The following is an 18,433-nucleotide window of genomic DNA, read 5'->3' as shown; positions in this document are numbered from 1 at the left end:
CCTTGAGAGGGACCGACATGGCCCACCCCATGACCCGCTTCACCGCCACCGCGCTGATCGCCACCACCGGTGTCGCGCTGACGGGCGGCGCCGTGGCCGCCGCCTCAGATTCCGCTTCGGACTCCGCCGGCGCCCAGCCGGCCGCGACCGCACCCGCCAGGGGTGAGCTCGTCTCCGCCGAATACCTCCGGGGCATGACTGCACAGGGGACGCGCACGTGGCTGGCCAGCGACGGATTCGACGCCAAGGCCGTCCGCTATGGAGTGGACACGTTCAGGTTGGTCTTCCGCACCGTTGACACCCGCAACCGGATGACGACCGCCAGCGGCCTCCTCGTGTTGCCCCGAAATGACTCCCGGAAGCTGCGGACCGTCTCGTACGGCCACGGCACCACGAGCTACAAGCCCGATGCACCCTCCATTGACCAGGAGGTTTGGGGCCCTGCACCCGGCGTGACTTTTGCAGCCGCCGGATTTGCCGCTGTCGTGCCTGACTACCTCGGCCTTGGGCTCGGCCCCGGCGTGCACCCGTGGAAGGACGTGCCGTCCGAGACGACTGCCTCGCTGGACATGTTGCGCGCCGCCAAGCAGTTCGTGCCGCGTACGGGCCGGACGCTGGAACGTCAGGTGCTCGCGACCGGGTTCTCTCAGGGGGCTTCGGCGGCCCTGGGGCTTGCGCGGGCGCTGCAGGAGGGACAGGACCCGTGGTTCCGTGTGCGGGCGGTCGCTCCGATCGCGGGCGGATACGACTTCAAGGGCGCCCAGATCCCCGCCATGCTCCGCGGCGAGCTGCACCCGAAGATGACGGTGGCGTACACCTCGTACCTCCTCACCGCCTGGAACCGTCAGCACGGCCTCTACAAGAGGCCTGCCGAGGTCTTCCAGGAGCCGTACGCGAGCAAGGTCGAGAAGTACTTCGACAGCACCACCCCCGGGCAGGAGATGATCCAGGGTCTGCCCGACACGATCGACAAGCTGCTCACGCCGCGCGGGTTCGAGCTCCTGCGCAAGCCGGGCGGCTCGTTCGCCCGGGCGCTGGACGTGGACGGCGAGGTGTGCAAGGCCTGGACACCGCGCGTCCCGATGCGGCTCTACAAGGTCAGTAAGGACGAGCAGGCCTCGACGCTCAACACCGATAACTGCCGGATCTCACTGAGCGCCCGCGGGGTGAACGTGCCGGTTGTGGACCTCGGCGACCACGCCTACGACGACTCCCGGCACCTGGGCGCCAATGTGGCGGGGACCGCCCGCGTCGTCCGCTGGTTCAGCGGGCTCTCGAAGTAACCAGCTCTGAAGTAGCCAGCTTGAAGAAACCAGCTCTGAAGTAACCGGCTCAGCCGCTTCAGAGGGCTTCCGGAGCAGGCCCCTCGGCATCCGGGATCTCGTCGAAGCGAATGGCCTTGAGACGGTCGGCGGCGTCACGGTCCAGCACCGTGACGCCGTCGGCCGGTGGGACATGCCCGCTGCGGGCACGTTCCATCAACGGCCGCCAGCGGCGGACGTGCCGCGCGAAGACCGTGGTCGTGACGACCCGGCCCCGGGCGACCTGGCCTTCGCGTGCGGTGCGCGCGTCCACGTCGAGCAGGATCAGATGCACCTCGCCGCCGCGCCGCCGTGCCATCCAGGCGAAGCCGCGCAGGATATGAGGCCAGGTGCCGCGGGTGTGCGCGACGACGGCGTGGCCCTGGGACATCGCCCGGGCGATCCGCCAGACATGGCTGGCCTGCACCAAGGGGACGCGGGCCCGGTGTGGCAGGGGGCCGAGGAAGCGAGCCCACCAGTTACGGGACTGCCGTGAGTCGATCACTCGGGTGTCGCCGGAGATCACCGGCAGCGTCTCATCGCCCCGCAGGCCGTACAGCCGGTCGAGCAGGGTGCTCTTCCCCGCGCCGGGCAGCCCGGCGACGAGCACCAGCGATCCGGGCGGATAGTGCAACTCTGTGACCTGCGCGGATATGGCCCTTTCGTTGAGTTCGCGGATTGTCTCTCCTGGTCTCGGCCCCCGAGGGTCGGCGGTGGTGAGAAAACGAACACCCGGCGCCGGGGGTTCCGGCGGGGAATGCGCCACCGTATCGGAGATCACCGACACGGACGTCCCAACATGCGGAAAACTCCCTTTCATGGTCACCGACGAGGAGGGCATGGGCGCGCTGCGCCTTGTCCGTTCCGTACCGCCGTTCCGCCGGCTCTGGACCGCCCGCGCGATCTCCTTCCTCGGCGACTCGCTCAGCCTCGTGGCCCTGATGGTCTATGTGGCCGACACCACCGGCCAGGCGCTCGCGGTGGCGCTCCTGCTGCTCGTCGGCGACTTCGCGCCCGCCCTGCTCGGCCCGCTGACCGGCGTGATCGCCGACCGGTTCGAGCTGCGGCGGGTCATGATCGTCTCTGAGCTGGCGCAGGCCGCCCTGATCGCGGTGATCGCGCTCGGCATCACCGTGTTCCCGCTGCCGCTGATCCTCGCCCTGGTCGCGCTCCGGTCGATCGCCGGGCATATCTTCCAGCCCGCATCGCGCGCCGTCGTGCCCGCCCTCGTCCGCGACCGTGACCTTGAGGGGGCGAACGCGGCGATCGGCTTCGGCACGAACGGCGGCGAGGCGCTCGGGCCGCTCCTCGCCGCCCTGCTGCTGCCCTTCCTCGACGTACGCGGCGTCCTGCTGATCGACGCGGCGAGTTTCCTTCTCTCCGCCGCCCTACTCGCGTTCCTACCCGCCGCCCGGCCATCCGTACCGGACGAGCCCACGACGATCCTGAACGACGCGATCGCCGGGCTCCGGCACATCGTGGCCACCCCGCTGCTGCGGGCCATCGGCCTCGGCTTCATCGCCGTGGTGGCCTGCAACGGGATCGACGACGTCGCGCTCGTCTTCTTGGCCAAGGACACCCTCGACGGCGGCGACGCGGCCGTCGGGCTCCTTCTCGCCGCCGTCGGCCTCGGCCTCTTCGCGGGCTACGCCCTGCTCGCCCGCCCTCGCCTGGCCCTCCCCGTACTCCTCCTGGCGGGCTTCGCGATCAGCAGCGCGGGCAACCTCCTCACCGGCTTCGCCTGGGCGGTGGGCGCCGCCTTCGCTGTCCAGGCCACCCGCGGCATCGGCCTTGCCGCGATGGACGTCGCCACCAATACCCTCATCCAGCGCAACGTCCCCGCCCCACTGCTCGGCCGTATCTTCGGCTCCCTCTACGGCGCCGTCGGCGTCGCCGCCGCGCTCTCCTATCTGGGCGGCGGCCTGCTGCTCGACCTCACCAGCCCGCGCACCGCCTTCATCGCCGCCGGAACGGGCGGCCTCCTGGTCACCCTGGTCACCGCCGTGGCCCTGCGCAGGGCCGATGGCCGAATAGGCTCAGACCGATCACGTGAGGAGGGCGGATGAAGGCCGTGATGTACGAGGCGTTCGGTGCGCCTCTCGAAGTCCGCGAGGCGCCGGACCCTGTGGCTCCGCCCGGCGGGGTGGTGATCCGTATCGAGGCGACCGGCCTGTGCCGCAGCGACTGGCACGGGTGGCAGGGCCATGACGCGGACATCCAGATCTTCCCGCACGTGCCCGGGCACGAGCTCGCCGGGACCGTGGCCGAGCTGGGCCCGGGCGTCACCGGGTGGAAGCCCGGCGCCCGGGTGACGGTGCCGTTCGTCTGTGCGTGCGGGCGCTGCCGGTCATGCCTGAACGGCGACCAGCAGGTCTGCGAGAACCAGACCCAGCCGGGCTTCACGCACTGGGGTTCCTTCGCGGACTACGTCGTGATCGAGAACGCCGACGTCAACCTCGTCGGGATGCCGGATGAGATGGACTTCACGACGGCGGCGGGCCTGGGATGCCGGTTCGCCACCGCGTTCCGAGCGGTCACCGTCCAGGGCCGCGTCGCGCCGGGGGAGTGGGTCGCCGTCCACGGATGCGGTGGCCTCGGCCTGTCGGCGGTGATGATCGCGGCGGCCATTGGCGCCCGGGTCATCGCGGTGGACATCTCGGCGGCCGCACTGGAGCTGGCCGCCGGCCTCGGTGCCGCCGCCATTGTCGACACCTCGGATGACGCCTCCGACGACGTGCCGACAGCAATTCGCGACATCAGCGGGGGCGGCGTACAGGTCTCGCTGGACGCCCTGGGCAGCCCGGCCACCGCCCGCGCGTCGATCGCAGGCCTCCGCCGCCGTGGCCGGCACGTCCAGGTGGGACTGCTCCCGCCGGCCGCCGGGCGCGCCGATCTCCCTATGGAGCTGGTCATCGCTCAGGAACTGGAGATCCTGGGCAGCCATGGGATGGCGGCCCACGCCTACGGCCCGATGATGGCGATGGTGCAGGCGGGCACCCTCCGCCCCGACCTCCTGGTGAGCCGCACGATCGGACTAGGCGAGGCCCCCGCAGCCCTGGCCGCGATGAACACCCCAGGCGTCACGATGATCGTCCCCTAAGACACGCCCTCGTCCAGCACCAGTCCGGCACTCGTCTAGCCCTAGTCGGGCGCACTTCCCCGCAGGATGTACGCGATCACGTCGTCCAGTCCGTGCTCGGTCGCCTCTGGTGGGAGCATCCCGCTCATCGCCAGTTCGGCGTAGCCGTGCAGGGTCGTGAAGACCGGCAGGCCGATGCGTTCCACCGGCCCCTCTCGAATCTCGCCGCGGCGCTGGCCCTCGGCGATCAGCTCGACGATGTGCGTGGACCATCGCTGGACGGAGGCGCTCAGCGCCTCCGATGCCTCCGGATCGTGCTTGACCGAATACATCAGGTCCAGCAGGGCGGCGTTGGCCGTGGCGAATCCCACATAGGCGCGGACTATGGCGTCCAGCCGTTCGGCGAACGACTCTCCGACCCCTTCTTGGGACGCCGTCATGATCTCTCCCAGCCGCTCGAAGCCGGCCAGGGCCAGCGCGTCCAGCAGGGCCTGCTTGTCCTTGAAGTGGCGGCTCGGCGCGGCATGGCTGACGCCCAGGTCGCGGGCGAGCTCGCGCAACGAGAGGGCGGTCGGCCCCTTTTCCCTGAGCGTCTCCTCGGCGCGGGTCAGCAGCGCGGCGCGCAGGTCTCCGTGGTGGTAGCGGCGTGGACGGGTCGGCATGGCCGCCAGTGTACCGAGATGTGATCGCTGTCTACATTGTTGTCATTGACATCATTGTTGTCGGTGCCTACATTGGGGTCATGGCCAACTCATCCAGCAAGTGGAACGTCACCGACATCCCCGACCAGTCAGGTCGCACCGCCGTCGTCACCGGCGCCAACAGCGGGCTCGGCATCGCCACCGTCGAGGCGCTGGCCGGCGCTGGCGCCCATGTCGTGCTCGCCGTGCGGGATCCCAAGCGCGGCGAGGCGGCCGCGGCGACCGTGCGGGGCAGTGTGGAGGTGCGCCGGCTCGACCTGGCCGACCTTGCCTCCGTCCGCGAGTTCGCCGCCGGCTGGCGTGGCGATCTGGACCTGCTCATCAACAACGCCGGTGTCATGAACGTCCCGCGGACCATGACCACGGACGGCTTCGAGATGCAGCTCGGCACCAATCACCTGGGTCATTTCGCCCTGACCAACCTGCTGCTGCCGCACGTCACCGACCGCGTGGTGACCGTGTCGTCCGGCGCCCACCGCATGCCGGGCAGCCGCATCCACTTCGACAATCTCGACTTGGCCGGCGAATACACGCCCCTCAAGGCCTACGGCCAGTCCAAGCTGGCCAATCTGCTTTTCACGCTGGAGCTTCAGCGGCGGCTCACCGAAGCGGGCTCGCCCGCACGCGCGACGGCCGCACATCCAGGCTGGGCCGCCACCAATCTCCAGGGGCACGACGCCAGTGCCATCCGGCGCCTCCTCGCGCGGATCGGCAACAGGTTCATCGCCCAGGACAACCGGGCGGGTGCGCTCCCGACCTTGTATGCCGCCGTCCAGGACCTGCCCGGCGCCAGCTACGTCGGCCCCGCCGGCTTGGGCGAGGTGCGCGGCGCCCCGACCCTGGTCGGCCGCTCGGTGGCGGCCAGCGACCCGGCGTCCGCCCGGCGCCTGTGGACCGTCTCAGAGGAACTGACCGGCGTCACATTCCCCAAGCTGGCTGCGGCGGCCGGCGGCTGAGCCCAGCCCCGGCCCCGGCCGCTATGGGGTCTCGTCGCTTGGGGCGTCCGGGTGGTCGTTCGGGGTGTCCGGGTGTTCGAGGGTGGCCGTGATGATCAGGTCGGCCAGGGTGGCGGCGAAACGTTCCGGGGTGACGTCGGCGGGGGAGCGGCCGAAGAACGTCCTGGCCAGGTGGTAGCCGGTTATCGCCGAGATGACGACGGCCAGGAGGTCGCGGGCGTCGCCGTGGGCGGGCTGGTCGTGCAGGTCCCGGGTGAGATGGTCGGCTTCCTCGGCGATGCCCTGGTCGAGGAGGGACCGGCCGATCTTCGCCTCCAGGTCGGGGAACCTGCCGTGTTCGCGGGCCAGCAGGGTGATCAGCGGCTTGATCTGCTCCATGTAGTCCAGCTGCTGGGCGATGCGGCGGGTGAGGTCCTGCGGCGGGTCGTCGACGGGGCCGCGTTCGAACGTCTCGCGGTACTGCTGCGCACGTTCCAGCTCGCGTTCGTACACCTCGCGCACCGCCTCCTCCTTGGAGCGGAAGTGGCGGTAGAAGCTGCCGCTGCCGGGGGAGAGGCCGGCGAGCTCCTCGATGTCCGTGACCGTGGTGCCGCCGAAACCGCGTTCCTGGACCAGCGCCAGGGTCGCGTCGAGGATGCGCTCGCGCGTAGGGGATGCCACCTGAGAAAAGTAGCCATTGCCCGCGCAAGAGGGTTCTTGCATACTGAAGTCCCTCGTGATGCAAGAAGATTCTTGCGTTCTGGATGAGAGAGACCCACCCCCCATGACAGGACTCTCTGGCCGGCTCCTCCGAACCGCCACGGCGGCCTCCCTCGTCGCGGCCGCTCTCGTCGCCGCACCCGCACCCGCTCGCGCGGACGTCACCGTCTCTCCCAAGCAGCAGGCTTGGGTGCTCCGGGACGCCCAGGGCCGGGAGGTGACGCTGCGAGGCTTCAACGTCTCGGGAAGCACCAAGCTCTACGAGAACAACCTGCTGCCGTTCCGCAGCACCGCCGATGCCGTCAAGTCCGCCCAGGCGATGCGCGACCTGACCGGCGCCAACGTGGTGCGGTTCCTCATCAGCTGGGAGGGCGTCCAGCCCGCGCCCGACCGCATCGACTACGCCTACCTCGACAAGGCCATCGCCCAGATCAAGGCCTTCACCGACCGCGGCATCAACGTCCTGCTGGACTACCACCAGGACCTCTACTCGGCCCACCTGTTCAACAAGGGGAGCTGGTACACGGGGGACGGCGCCCCCAAATGGGTGATCCAGGCCGGCGGCTACCCCAAGGAGTCCTGCGGCATCTGCATCCTGTGGGGCCAGAACATGCAGACGAACGGCGCGGTGCGCCAGGCCATGTACGACTTCTGGCGTGACCGGGTCCTGACGACCCCGGCCGGGCCCGTCGGCGTTCAGAGCGCCTACCTGCAGCAGGCCGAGGCGATGATGACGTACGTCAAGCAGAAGCTCCCCCCGGAGTCGTTCAACGCCGTCATCGGCATGGACCCGTTGAACGAGCCGTTCGACGGAGGGCTCGACGGCAAGAAGGGCGTCGACTGGGAGAAGACCCACCTGATGCCCTTCTACCAGCGTTTCCGGTCCGCCATGGACCGGGCGGGCTGGACGTCCAAGCCCGCGTACGTCGAACCCCTCGTCTTCTGGAACACCGCGTTCTTCGAAGAGGGCGGCATGACCACGGTCGGGCCTCTCGGCAGCCGGATGGTGTTCAACTCCCACTACTACGACGGCGCGCGCATCACGATCGACCCCTCGCCGGCCACCGACGGCACCTACGCCGAGTCCATGAACGAGATCCGGCAGCGAGCCGCGTCCCTGGGGACCGCTCCGTTCGTCTCGGAGTTCGGACACAAGCTGTCGGGCGGCGGCAGCGACCGTACGCCGTGGATGATCCGCTCCATGTACCAGTCGATGGACGCCGGCGTGGCCGGGAAGAACTGGTGGAGCACGCCCGCGTCCGGCGGCAACGTCCTCTCCTCCACCCAGTGGCACTGGGACACCTACAGCGGACGTCACCGCGAGCTGATGAACGGCAACCCCGACAAGGTGCAGACCGAAGGCGACGCCTGGAACGACGAGGACCACTCCGTCGCCGCCACCGATGACGCGGGCGCCGTCAAACTCCGTCTCGACCAGCGCGTCCTCGATCGCCTCTACCCCTCGGCCATCAGCGGCGACTCCCTGGCCTTCGCCTACGAGGACCTTGCACGCTCCGGTTACGGCGGAACGGGCCGCGAGCAACCCTGGCTGATCGCCCCGGCCTCGATGCCCGATCTCTCCGCCCTGGTGCAGAACCGGCAGTACGGCGTCCTCGTCTGGCGGAGCGGGTCATCTGGAGCCCCCACCGAACTGCACCTCCCGCAGTCCTTCGCCCCGGCCACCACCACGGTCGTCAGCGACCTGGCCACCCTGACGGGCCTGCCTGGCTCCGGTGCCGTCTCAGCCGCGCCCGAGCCTGGTTCCACCACGGCGAAGCGGCTGCGGTTCACCGCCCCGCCGTCCTCCGGCGTCCACGTCGCACTGATCGTCAACACCGGCACGGGGACCCCGCCCACCGCGGCCCAGCTCACCGCGGCCCGTACCCAGCTCGGGTCCTGGCTCGCCCAGAAGTTCCCCACCTCCTAATAGGAAGCCCGCAGCTTTTTCGCCACCAGGTGTCCCGTACCTGGTGGCGGCTGCATATGTGGCACCCAGTGATTATTTGCGAACGAATTGTCTATGGCCGCACCTAATCTTTCCGTGAGTGAATTACAACAGTCCGCAATCACCGGGATGCTGAATTTGACCCTGGATGACCCGATAGGGAGGGGTTCGCACTGGTAGGACCACCCAGGCGGCTCCGCTTTGCGGAAATTGCTTAATCGGCGCTTGCCTGTTTGTCGGCGAGCAAAGTTTCCGGCCGCGTAGAGTCCTATGCTCGCCGACTACTCAGTTAGGTGAGTGTGAGTGGGACGGAATTTGACGCTGGAGACGTGTCCAGAAGTGATGCGGTAGTCGATCATCGCTAGCGGATCTCGGGATCCGATCTGGTTCCCGCCCCCCGCTGCGAAGGGATCCTGATGCGACTTCGATCGATTCTGCTGACCACAGCGTTCGGTCTTACCGCCGATGCCGTGTGGCGCCGGACACGGGCGGCCCGGTTGCGGCCCCTGCCGCCCTCGGACAAGCCCGTCGCCGAGGACCATCACTTCGTCACCGTGGCCGGCGTCGTCCTGGACGATGAGACTCGCCGAGCTGCCAGCGCGTACGCCACCGCCCACCGGTTGCAGGTGCTCGACCTCGTCCCCGCCGGTCTCGACTGCGCGCGCGCCTTGGAACTGGCCCGGCGCGTGGAGCCCGACACCTACCGCAGCGCCCGGCTCGCGCGCGGCATCGGGGGCGGGCACGCCATCCTCGTGACCGCGGACGTGGCGGAACGCGCGAAGCTCACCCGGTTCGCCGGCCTCAATGTGGCCGAGCTGGAGGAGCTCTCCGTCAAGCTCAAGACGTACGCCCCCGTCGGCACCGACCTGGCCGTGGCCGAGAGGATCGCTCCGGTGGGCTGTTCACCTGCGGACCGCCGTACGATCCTGCGCGGGCGCTGGCCGAGCGACCTGCCCGAATACCTGACCGGCAACCTCATCGGGTTGAGCGTGCTCAGCACGGGGGTTGCCTGGGCGTTCGCGAGCCGCCGCAAGGGTGACGTTGCAGCGGCTGCGGCGGTGGTCGCCGCCACCTGCGCACAGCCCAGCCTCGCGACGTTCGGGACACCGCTCCATCCGCGCGACCTGCTCGGGTTCTCGCTCATGCGCCCGGCGACGGCACTGGCCCGCTGGGCCCGCGTCGCCGCCCAGAGGGAGGAGCCCGACCCCGAGCTGCCCCGCCTCCGCCGCGAATACGCTGCCGAGGTGGCAGAGAGGGCGGACAGCTTCGTTGAGCCGCGCCGCACGGACTGCCCCTGGTGCGGCGGCACGGCCCTGCGCCGGCTCGTCACCAGCGGGGATCACCAGCATCACCGCCCAGGTGTCTTCATCCTCGACAAGTGCCAGGACTGCGGTCACGTCTTCCAGAACCCCCGGCTGAGCTCGGCCGGTCTGGAGTTCCACTACCGCGACTTCTACGACGGCCCTGGCGGCCCGGAGGTCGAACGCGGGTTCCGGCTGGCGGCTCCGCACTACCGGGATCGGGCGCGGATGCTCCGCGGTCACGCGAAGCCCGAGGCGTGGCTGGACGTCGGCGGTGGCCATGGCCACTTCTGCAACGCCGCCCGGGACGTCTGGCCGGAGACGCGCTTCGACGCGCTCGACATGAGCGTGAGCATCAAGGAGGCCGAGGAGCGCGGCTGGATCGACGGCGGTCACCTCGGCTTCTTCCCCGATCTGGCCGACAAGCTGGCCGGGGCGTACGACGTGGTGAGCATGCACCACTATCTGGAGCACACCGTCGATCCGTACTCGGAGCTGGACGCGGCGGCCACCGTGCTGCCGCCGGGCGGGCACCTGCTCATCGAGGTCCCCGACCCGGAATGGATCATCGGCCGGGTGGCCGGGCGCTGGTGGCATGCCTGGTTCCAGCCGCAGCACCTGAACTTCGTTCCGCTGGACAACCTCGTCGCCGCGCTGGCGGATCGCGGCCTGGAGACCGTGGCCGTCGAACGCGGGCCGGCGCACCAGCCGGTGGACTTCCTCATGATCGTGATGATGCTGGCGCACCGCGTCGTTCCCGATCCCGCCAAGCCGTGGCAACCGGAGCGGCACGCCCGGTTGCGGCGTGCCCTGCGAACGGGCGTGTATCTGGCCGCGGGTCCCGCCATGTTCGCGGCGGCTTCGGCGGATCAGCTGCTGGCACCGCTGATCAAGCGCGGGCCGCGGTCCAACACGTACCGGGTGCTGGCCCGGCGGCTGCCCGGCGAGGGAGATGACTCCGCGACGGCACGCACTTTGGATGCTGGCTGATGAGTCGCGGGCCAGGCTTTGTCTGACTCTTGCTAGGAAAGCGTCGAGCGAGAGCGGACCCTGAGGACCCCCGGCCCGGCCGTCCGGCCCGGCCCTGGCCTGAGGAACCAGGGCCGGGCCGGGCTTGAAGGCCAGGGCCAGTCGTAGGCATCGGGGGACGAGCTTCTGGAGGACAGTGTGGTTGCGCACGTTGCCAGGGCCGCCGGGAGCGTCCCGCTGTCGCGGGTGTCGCCCGATCTGGCCGTCCCCCTGCGGCCTTACCTGGAGGCCGCCGCGGCGGAGATCATCCGGGAGATCAAGAGACAGGTGCCCGAGTACGCGCGTCCCAAGGACAGCCGGTACGGGCAACGGATGCGCTGGGCGGCGGAGCAGAGCGTCAGCGCGTTCATCGATGCCATCGGCCGGCCCGACCCGTCGTGGGAGGCCGTGTCGGACATCTTCGCGGGCATCGGGGCCTATGAGGCGCGCAAGGGCCGCGGTCTGGAGGGCCTCCAGACCTCGATCCGCGTCGGCGGGCAGGTCGCGTGCCGCCGGTTCATCAAGGACGCCCAGCGCCTGGACTGGCCGCTGGAGACGCTCGGGCAGATCACCGATTCGCTGTTCGTGTTCCTGGAGAAGGTCGCCGGTGCGGCGGGCCATGGCTACGCCCGGGCCGAGGAGGCCATGGCCACCGAACGCGAGCGGGCCCGGCACCGGCTGCGGGATCTGCTGATCATGGAGCCGCACGCCAGCATGGAGGCGATCAGCGATCTGGCGTACGGGGCCGGCTGGGAGGTGCCGCGTTCGCTCGCGCTCGTGGCGATACGGCGGACGGGCACGCGGCCGGTGCCCGTGCTGTCGCCGCAGATCCTGGCGGACTGGCACGGCACCGACCCCTACCTGATCGTCCCCGATCCCGAGGGACCCGGTCAGGAACGCCTGCTGGACTCACTCGCTCGCGGCCAGATGGCGGCGATCGGCCCGACGGTCGCCGTCACCCGGGCCGGCATGTCGTTGCGGTGGGCGCGGCACGCGCTCGCGCTGGTCGAACGCGGGGTGCTCCCCGCCAAGGAGCCCGTCCGCTGCGTCGACCACATCCCCACGCTGGCGGGCGCGATGTGCGAGGAGCTGATCGACGTCGCGCTGCGCGTCCGGCTGGCGCCGCTGCTCGAACTGCCGCCCCAGCGCCGGGAGCCGCTCGCCCGGACCCTGCTGGTCTACATGGAGAACAGGGACAACGCCGTGGCCGCCGCCGAACAGCTGCTGGTGCACGAGCAGACCGTCCGCTACCGGATCCGGCGGCTGGAGGAGATCCTCGGCGACCTGCCGTTCGACTCCGCCCATCGAACGGAACTGATGCTCCTGCTCCACTCGTGGGTGCGGATCAGCCCGCCCGAAGACCCCGTTCTCCCTGCGGGAACACGACCGAACGATGACCCTTTCGCCGATGCGGCAGCGGGTTAGCCAGCCCATTTTCAACCGAGGTCCATTTCCAACAGAGACACAATGCCTGAGAGGTCTTTTCCGCAATGACGATGGGTCGTCGACCATGACCATGGACGAGGTCGCCGGGCAGTTGCGGGCCGACCTGCAGGCGTGCACCACGGAAATCGTGCTGGAGATCCAGCATGTTGTGCCCGAGTACGCGCGTCCGGCGGACAGTGCTTATAGCCGCCAGCTGCATTGGGTGGTCATGGAGACGGCGCGTTCTTTCACCGATTCGCTTGGCCATGCGGAGATGGACTGGCAACGGCTGACCGACATCTACGCCGCGACCGGAATGTACGAGGCGCAGCAGGGCCGGAGCATCGAACGGCTCCACACGGCCATGCGGGTGGGCGGTCAGGTGGCGTGCCGCCGTTTCATCGAGGCCGCCAAACAGCTCGGCTGGTCGTTCTGGACGCTGGGCCAGCTGATCGAGTCGCTGTTCGTGCTGCTGGAGAAGCTCGCCGGCGCCGTCTCGCAGGGGTACGCCGACGCCAACGAGCGCATCGCCACAGAACGCGAACGTCTCCGCGGCCGGTTGTGCGACCTGCTGGTGTCGGATCCTCCGGCAAGCCGTGAGGCGATCGCCGAGCTGGCCGCCGCCGCGGGATGGCCGGTGCCGACCGCCATCGCCGTGGTCGCCGTGCGGAGGCCGGCTGAACGGGAGGTGCCCGCCCTGCCGGCCACGGTCCTGGCCGGATGGTACGGTCCCGAGCCCTTCCTGGTCGTGCCCGCGTCAGCCGCCCAGGCCACCGAGGAGATCCTGGCGGCGTTGTCCTCGGGGGTGCGGGCGGCGATCGGGCCCGCCGTGCCGCCGCACCGGGGCGCGGTCTCGTTCCGCTGGGCAAGGCGGACGCTGGCGCTCATCGACCGTGAGGTGATCGCCGAACGCGACGTCGCGCGCTGCATGGACCATGTCGCCGCGCACATCGTCGCCCAGGGCGAGGAACTGCTGACCTTCGCGGTGGACGCGCGCCTCGGTCCGCTGGACGAACTGCCACCGCGCCAGCGGGCCGTGTTCGCGCACACCCTGCTGGAGTACATGAAGTGCCGCGACAACGCCGTCGACACGGCCGAACGGCTGACGGTGCACGACCAGACCGTCCGTTACCGGATCCGCCGGCTCAGGGAACTGATGGGCGAGGAGATCCACGATCCGGAGCGCCGGACGGAACTCCTGCTCATCCTGCATGCCGCCGTGGAGTTCGGCCTCATGTCCACCGGGCCCGCGCGGGCACCCTCGCTCGTCATCGCAAGCCACCCCGAGTCTCCCGCGACAAGCTAGAGCGAATCTATGAGGTCACCGCAAAGAGAGCACGCGCGACTTTATATAAAGCGCTATAGGTGGTGCTGTCTCTGGCTCGTAGCTTGCGACGGACGAGAACGGAGGAACGCACCTCATGAAAAGACTATTGGGGTTGCTGGCCGCCGTGGTGCTGCTGTTCGGGATGTTCCCGGCGGCGTCCACCGCAGCCACATCCGGTGCGCCGAATGCCAAGGCCGAACCGCGCCCGATGATTTTCGTACACGGGTTCTTTGGCTCCGGCAGCCAGTTCCAGACGCAGGCAAAACGATTCGCGAGCAACGGCTACCCGGCCACCCACATCGAGTTCCTGGAGTACGACTCGACGTTCGCCAACAACACGAGAGAGCAGGTCCACACCGCCCTGGACCAGCGCATCGCCCGGTTGAAGGCGGCCACCGGCGCCGACAAGGTCGAGCTGCTGGGGCACTCACTGGGCACCAGCATCTCCCAGGAGTACCTGAACAGCTCGGCGGCACGCGCGGCGAACGTCGCGCACTACGTCAACATCGACGGCGGGACCGCAACCTCCCTGCCCGGTGGCGTCCCGACCATGGCGATCTGGGGAGAGGGCGCCCAGAACCGCACGATCACCGGCGCGACCAACGTGTACCAGCTCAATGAGTCGCACGTGGAGACGACGTCCTCCGTCGCCACGTTCAAGGCCGTCTACAAGTTCTTCACCGGGGCGGACCCGCAGACCACCGCCGTCGTCCCGGAGTCTGGGCAGATCCAGCTGGCCGGCCGGGCGGTGCTGTTCCCCTACAACGTGGGCGCCACCAGCGCGCGGCTCGACGTTTTCACGGTCAACCCGGCCACCGGGCGCCGCACCAGCAGCCAGCCGGTGGCCACGTACCAGCTCTCCGGGGACGGCTCGTTCGGCCCGTTCAACGGCAGCGGCACGGCGCATTACGAATTCCTCATCAGCAGGACCGGCAGCACCCAGGTGCAACACCTGTACTTCCAGCCGTTCCGCCGCACCGACCTGGGCATCCGGCTGCTCAGCAGCGAGCCGGGGAGCCTGGTGGACTGGCTCATCGAGCGCAACCAGCGGCACGTCGCCCTGCTCGCCTACCGGAACAAGGAGTGGTGGGGCGACCAGGGCGCCGGCGGCGACACGCTCACCATCAACGGCACCAGCGTGCTGAACGCGACGACCACCCCGCGCAGCAAGCGGGCGATCGGGCTCTTCGCCTACGACTGGAGGTCCGACCGCGCCACCAATACCTCGGTGTCGATCGGATTGTTCCCCGCGCTTCCGTTCATGAGCGGCGTCGACATCTTCATGCCCTCCGCGAATCCGCCGATCGGCACCGTGACGATGGAGACCCGGCAACGGGGTGGAAACGGCCAAACCGCAAGAATCGTCGTGCCGAACTGGCCGTCGGATTCCAACACAATCACCGTTTTCTTCGACGACTACACCTAGGATTTTTTTCGCGAGGAACAGCCGCCACCTGCCCAGGTGGCGGCCGTTCTGCTGCCATAAATCCCCCTATGAAGACAATCACCTGGCTGAGTGGAATGCCGCCGAATTTTATAGAAAAGCGCGTTTCCGGGGCTTCTCTGAGGGCCGACCATCACAGCACCCGATCGCGGATGCCGTCTGCGAGAAAGAAGGCCCCCCATGCGTTTCCCCACTCGGCGGCAATTCACCGCCAAACTCGTTGCCGTGACGTGCGTCGCCGTCGGCGGCGTCGTCATCGCCCCGGCCGCCCCTGCCTCGGCTGCCCCCGCCTCGGCCGCCCCGTGCACCGACCTCGATATGGTCAGCGCCCGCGGCACCGGTGAGCCCGGGACCCTCGGCTGGATCGTCGGCGACCCCGTCTTCTCCGCGCTCAAGAGCAGGATCCGGAACAAGACCTTCACGAGCTACCCGGTCAACTACCCGGCCAGCGTGATCCCCGGCTCGGCCTCCCAGGGCAACACCGATCTCGTCAACCATGTGACGGCCCAGGCCTCGTCCTGCCCGAACCAGAAGTTCATCCTCGTCGGCTACTCCCAGGGCGCCAACGTGGTGGCCAACTCCATCGGGATCAGCAGCGACGGAGCCCTCGTCGGCGGCCCCATCACCAAGACCATCCCCGCCTCGATCCAGCCCCGCGTCGCCGCCATCCTGGTCTTCGGCAACCCGATCCGGGCCATAGGACGGCGCATCACCGGCACGTACGAGAGCCGCACGCTCGACATCTGCGCGAACGGCGACCCCATCTGCGGCGGGGGCGCCAACATCCTGGCGCACCTGGGCTACGGCGGAAACGCCAACCAAGCCGCCAACTTCGCCGCCGGCAAGGTCTGACGACAAGGCGTCTCGGACTCTCCCCAAGAGTCCGAGACGCCACGTCCGCCGAGCCAGGGGCGGTGAGGTCAGGTTGCTGGGCAGATGTCTTGCGCCCACATCCTGTGGTCTTGGCGGTTCAGCAGAGGGTGGTCTTGTAGCGGCAGGCGACTATGCGGGGGGTTTCCACTGGGCGGCCGGAGTCGATCGAGTGTGCGAGACGGATGAACTGTGCGTGCGACCAAGCCAGCGGGGTGGCGGAGAAGGTGTTCTCGCCTGGGGTAAAGCGCCCTGCCGGCGGGTTGTGGTCCCAGACCTGCTCGGCTATGACCTGGCTGCCTGACGCCAGGGCCACCCGGCCCATTGTGTCCAGGTAGCGCTGGGCGGGCTGGCGGGCGGCCAGGGCGTACTCGCCTCGTTCACCGGTTATCAGCGGCCAGCCTCGACCTATTGTTTCGCCGGATCCGGACGGCACCGGCTCCCACTGCGTGCCGTCCCGCCGTTCGCCATAGCCGTCGAAGCTCGACCGGTGCCAGAACGGGCCGTTCGGCGTCCGGTACATCAGCCGTTCATCGATCGCCCGCAGGGTCGAGAGGATGCCGGGGTCCTTGGCGGACTTGACGCCCAGGCGGACCATCTCCAGGAAACTCGGGTCGATGACCCGGCGCTGATCGACCAGCGGGCCACCGTCGGCGATCTGGATCTGCGCGCCGGAGTTCGCGTCGCCGTTGTCGGTGATCCGCAGGTAGTAGGGCTCGCGCGCCAGCGGCCCGTTGCGCGTCAGCGTCCAGCGGTCGAGGTCGCGCTGCCACCGGTCGGCCGTACGCAGATAGCGGGTGGCCAGGTCGGTTTCTTGGTTGCGGCGAGCGATGTCGGCCGCGCTGACCAGCCCTGCGATCTCCGCGGCGATGGTGGCCGGTGAGTAGCCGCCGATGTTCTCCCACCGTTCCTGGTCGGTACGGGGCCCGCGGGCGAGGAGGAAGTCTGCCGACCGGCGGACCCGTGCCCACTCGGCGCGCCCGGTCCGGCCGAGCTGGTGGGACAGCACGATGGGGAAGGCCACCTCGTCCATCTGCAGCCCGCCGAAGACCGGTTCGCCGTCGAGCCGCGAGTTTTGCGGGAACGACCCGTCCGGACGCTGCTGCTCGGTCCAGAGGTAGTCCAAGGCGCGGTTGGCGGCGGCCCGGTCACCGGCCGCGAGCAGCGCCGTCGCGATCTGGTATTGGTCCCGGGACCAGACCGCGATGTAGACCGGCAGATGTTGCAGCTCGTTCGCCCAGGCCCAGGGTCGGGAGGGGGCGGCGACGAACCCGCCACGGAACGTCTTGTCCTCGTGCGCGGCCAAGAACATCACTGATGCGCGGTAGGTCGAACGCCAAGCCTTGGCTGCCGAGGGGGCCGGGCGGAGGGAGGAAAGGTAGTTGTGCCACTCAGCCGAGTAGGCCGACCGGGCCGAGGCAAAGCTGCGCCCTAGTGAGGCGCGGGCTGTAGCCAGCGCCGCCTCGAGTTGGGGATCAAAGCCCAAGGACAGGGTCAGCTGCTGGGCTCCACGCAGGCCGGTGAGCTGGGTCCGGCCCATCTGCACCACGTTTCCAGGTTGGGCTGCGCTGTAAGACCAGTCCATGCGGTTGTCCTGCAGATCCGTCCAGCCGTCGCTGCGGTCGGCATAGCCGCTGGAGGTCTTGGTGAAGCCAGGTGACGCGAGGACTGCGCTGCTGATCACGCCGTCGGTGGCCACCAGTCCGCCGCGTTCGGTACGGCCGGTGTCGTCGTTGGCGTTGAGCCCCAGACCGGCGTCGTGCAGGACGTACACGGTGTACGGGCGGCCCGTGAGTGACTCGAACCGGACGTCGGCCAGGACCGCAGACCGGCTCGGGTCCGTCACGTAGGTCTTGGTGATCCGGTACTTGCCGGACTTGGCCGTGTTGACCTGCTGGTAGATCAGGCTGCGCGAGTCCATGAGCCGTACCCGGGACACCATGTCGCGGTCCTCGCGATCGGTGAACGTGGCGCCGTCCGACACCACAAGCTGGGTATCGCGGGTCGCGGGCGTGTCGATTCGCGGGAAGAACACTTCGGTTAGGGCGCCGTCGTTGAGGGTGTACCAGACCTTGCTCTGGGTGTTCTTGGCCGTACTGAATCCGTCCTTGTCACCCGCCGCCCAGGTCGCGGCCTTGCCGGGGGCACCGGGCGCAGCCGCTGGGGGCTGGTTGGCCCGCGCGGCGTTCGGGAACGCCATCCCGGCTGCCGCCAGGGCCAAGCTCACCGCCATCAAGCTCGTACGGCTGCGGGTGAGGGCCGGAGAGCGACGGCGCATTGCAATTCCCTCTCTTTGAACGGGAACCCGGGTGGCACCCACAATCCTCTGCCGCATCAAAGGTTGCTCAAGCTAATGTCCGCTTCCGGCCGCGTTACA

At 69.1% G+C, this 18,433-nt stretch carries 14 protein-coding genes; 10 read left to right on the top strand and 4 right to left on the bottom strand.

What is annotated here, in order from left to right:
• Positions 1–29 precede the first annotated feature (29 nt).
• Complete coding sequence (locus ACH34W_RS13360; protein WP_395961126.1) at positions 30–1,283, top strand: hypothetical protein; 1,254 nt, start codon at positions 30–32, stop codon at positions 1,281–1,283.
• A gap of 58 nt (positions 1,284–1,341) precedes the next feature.
• Here the strand turns inward: ACH34W_RS13360 and ACH34W_RS13355 are convergent, their stop codons facing one another.
• Complete coding sequence (locus ACH34W_RS13355; RefSeq protein WP_395961125.1) at positions 1,342–1,935, bottom strand: AAA family ATPase; 594 nt, start codon at positions 1,933–1,935, stop codon at positions 1,342–1,344.
• Between the two features lie 184 nt (positions 1,936–2,119).
• Between ACH34W_RS13355 and ACH34W_RS13350 the strand changes: the two genes are divergently transcribed.
• Positions 2,120–3,367, top strand: a complete 1,248-nt coding sequence (locus ACH34W_RS13350; protein ID WP_395961124.1) for an MFS transporter — start codon at positions 2,120–2,122, stop codon at positions 3,365–3,367.
• On the top strand, positions 3,364–4,401 hold the full coding sequence (locus tag ACH34W_RS13345) for a zinc-dependent alcohol dehydrogenase family protein (RefSeq protein ID WP_395961123.1): 1,038 nt from the start codon (positions 3,364–3,366) through the stop codon (positions 4,399–4,401). The genes ACH34W_RS13350 and ACH34W_RS13345 overlap by 4 nt, the downstream gene beginning before the upstream one ends.
• 41 nt (positions 4,402–4,442) lie before the next feature.
• On the opposite strand, the gene ACH34W_RS13340 is transcribed toward ACH34W_RS13345, so the two are convergent.
• Positions 4,443–5,042 carry a TetR/AcrR family transcriptional regulator gene (locus ACH34W_RS13340; RefSeq protein ID WP_395961122.1) on the bottom strand — a complete coding sequence of 200 codons (600 nt, stop codon included), beginning with the start codon at positions 5,040–5,042 and terminating at the stop codon, positions 4,443–4,445.
• An 80-nt stretch (positions 5,043–5,122) separates the two neighbouring features.
• Between ACH34W_RS13340 and ACH34W_RS13335 the strand changes: the two genes are divergently transcribed.
• The gene (locus ACH34W_RS13335; protein WP_395961121.1) at positions 5,123–6,037 is read left to right on the top strand and encodes an oxidoreductase; all 915 of its coding nucleotides are present in this window, start codon (positions 5,123–5,125) and stop codon (positions 6,035–6,037) included.
• A 21-nt stretch (positions 6,038–6,058) separates the two neighbouring features.
• Here ACH34W_RS13335 and ACH34W_RS13330 read toward each other — a convergent pair whose 3' ends face one another.
• Entirely contained in the window at positions 6,059–6,697 is a 639-nt protein-coding gene (locus ACH34W_RS13330) for a TetR/AcrR family transcriptional regulator (protein WP_395961120.1), read from the bottom strand.
• Positions 6,698–6,800: 103 nt separating this feature from the next.
• Here ACH34W_RS13330 and ACH34W_RS13325 point away from each other — a divergent pair, with 103 nt between their 5' ends.
• The 6 genes from ACH34W_RS13325 (at position 6,801) to ACH34W_RS13300 (ending at position 16,038) form a co-directional block, all read left to right on the top strand.
• On the top strand, positions 6,801–8,663 hold the full coding sequence (locus ACH34W_RS13325) for a cellulase family glycosylhydrolase (RefSeq protein ID WP_395961119.1): 1,863 nt from the start codon (positions 6,801–6,803) through the stop codon (positions 8,661–8,663).
• Positions 8,664–9,097: 434 nt separating this feature from the next.
• Positions 9,098–10,972 carry a class I SAM-dependent methyltransferase gene (locus ACH34W_RS13320; RefSeq protein ID WP_395961118.1) on the top strand — a complete coding sequence of 625 codons (1,875 nt, stop codon included), beginning with the start codon at positions 9,098–9,100 and terminating at the stop codon, positions 10,970–10,972.
• A gap of 177 nt (positions 10,973–11,149) precedes the next feature.
• Positions 11,150–12,415 carry a PucR family transcriptional regulator gene (locus ACH34W_RS13315; protein ID WP_395961117.1) on the top strand — a complete coding sequence of 422 codons (1,266 nt, stop codon included), beginning with the start codon at positions 11,150–11,152 and terminating at the stop codon, positions 12,413–12,415.
• An 85-nt stretch (positions 12,416–12,500) separates the two neighbouring features.
• Positions 12,501–13,721: a PucR family transcriptional regulator gene (locus ACH34W_RS13310; RefSeq protein ID WP_395961116.1), complete on the top strand. Its 1,221-nt coding sequence runs from the start codon at positions 12,501–12,503 to the stop codon at positions 13,719–13,721.
• A gap of 115 nt (positions 13,722–13,836) precedes the next feature.
• Positions 13,837–15,168 carry an alpha/beta fold hydrolase gene (locus tag ACH34W_RS13305; protein WP_395961115.1) on the top strand — a complete coding sequence of 444 codons (1,332 nt, stop codon included), beginning with the start codon at positions 13,837–13,839 and terminating at the stop codon, positions 15,166–15,168.
• A gap of 198 nt (positions 15,169–15,366) precedes the next feature.
• Positions 15,367–16,038: a cutinase family protein gene (locus tag ACH34W_RS13300; RefSeq protein ID WP_395961114.1), complete on the top strand. Its 672-nt coding sequence runs from the start codon at positions 15,367–15,369 to the stop codon at positions 16,036–16,038.
• Positions 16,039–16,156: 118 nt separating this feature from the next.
• Here the strand turns inward: ACH34W_RS13300 and ACH34W_RS13295 are convergent, their stop codons facing one another.
• Complete coding sequence (locus tag ACH34W_RS13295) at positions 16,157–18,334, bottom strand: glycoside hydrolase family 15 protein (protein WP_395961113.1); 2,178 nt, start codon at positions 18,332–18,334, stop codon at positions 16,157–16,159.
• Positions 18,335–18,433 lie beyond the last annotated feature (99 nt).

This window comes from Actinomadura sp. 6N118, assembly GCF_044326415.1.
Lineage (GTDB): Bacteria > Actinomycetota > Actinomycetes > Streptosporangiales > Streptosporangiaceae > Spirillospora.
The sequence above is the reverse complement of the archived record's forward strand: the minus strand, read 5'-3'. Positions and strand labels throughout refer to the sequence as shown.

What these genes read in the sequence shown, in the direction of transcription:
- ACH34W_RS13340 (WP_395961122.1), bottom strand. Translation starts at nt 5,042, where the DNA reads ATGCCGACCCGTCCACGCCGCTACCACCACGGAGACCTGCGCGCCGCG.
- ACH34W_RS13305 (WP_395961115.1), top strand. Translation starts at nt 13,837, where the DNA reads ATGAAAAGACTATTGGGGTTGCTGGCCGCCGTGGTGCTGCTGTTCGGG.
- ACH34W_RS13300 (WP_395961114.1), top strand. Translation starts at nt 15,367, where the DNA reads ATGCGTTTCCCCACTCGGCGGCAATTCACCGCCAAACTCGTTGCCGTG.
- ACH34W_RS13360 (WP_395961126.1), top strand. Translation starts at nt 30, where the DNA reads ATGACCCGCTTCACCGCCACCGCGCTGATCGCCACCACCGGTGTCGCG.
- ACH34W_RS13325 (WP_395961119.1), top strand. Translation starts at nt 6,801, where the DNA reads ATGACAGGACTCTCTGGCCGGCTCCTCCGAACCGCCACGGCGGCCTCC.
- ACH34W_RS13335 (WP_395961121.1), top strand. Translation starts at nt 5,123, where the DNA reads ATGGCCAACTCATCCAGCAAGTGGAACGTCACCGACATCCCCGACCAG.
- ACH34W_RS13345 (WP_395961123.1), top strand. Translation starts at nt 3,364, where the DNA reads ATGAAGGCCGTGATGTACGAGGCGTTCGGTGCGCCTCTCGAAGTCCGC.
- ACH34W_RS13310 (WP_395961116.1), top strand. Translation starts at nt 12,501, where the DNA reads ATGACCATGGACGAGGTCGCCGGGCAGTTGCGGGCCGACCTGCAGGCG.
- ACH34W_RS13350 (WP_395961124.1), top strand. Translation starts at nt 2,120, where the DNA reads ATGGTCACCGACGAGGAGGGCATGGGCGCGCTGCGCCTTGTCCGTTCC.
- ACH34W_RS13295 (WP_395961113.1), bottom strand. Translation starts at nt 18,334, where the DNA reads ATGCGCCGTCGCTCTCCGGCCCTCACCCGCAGCCGTACGAGCTTGATG.
- ACH34W_RS13320 (WP_395961118.1), top strand. Translation starts at nt 9,098, where the DNA reads ATGCGACTTCGATCGATTCTGCTGACCACAGCGTTCGGTCTTACCGCC.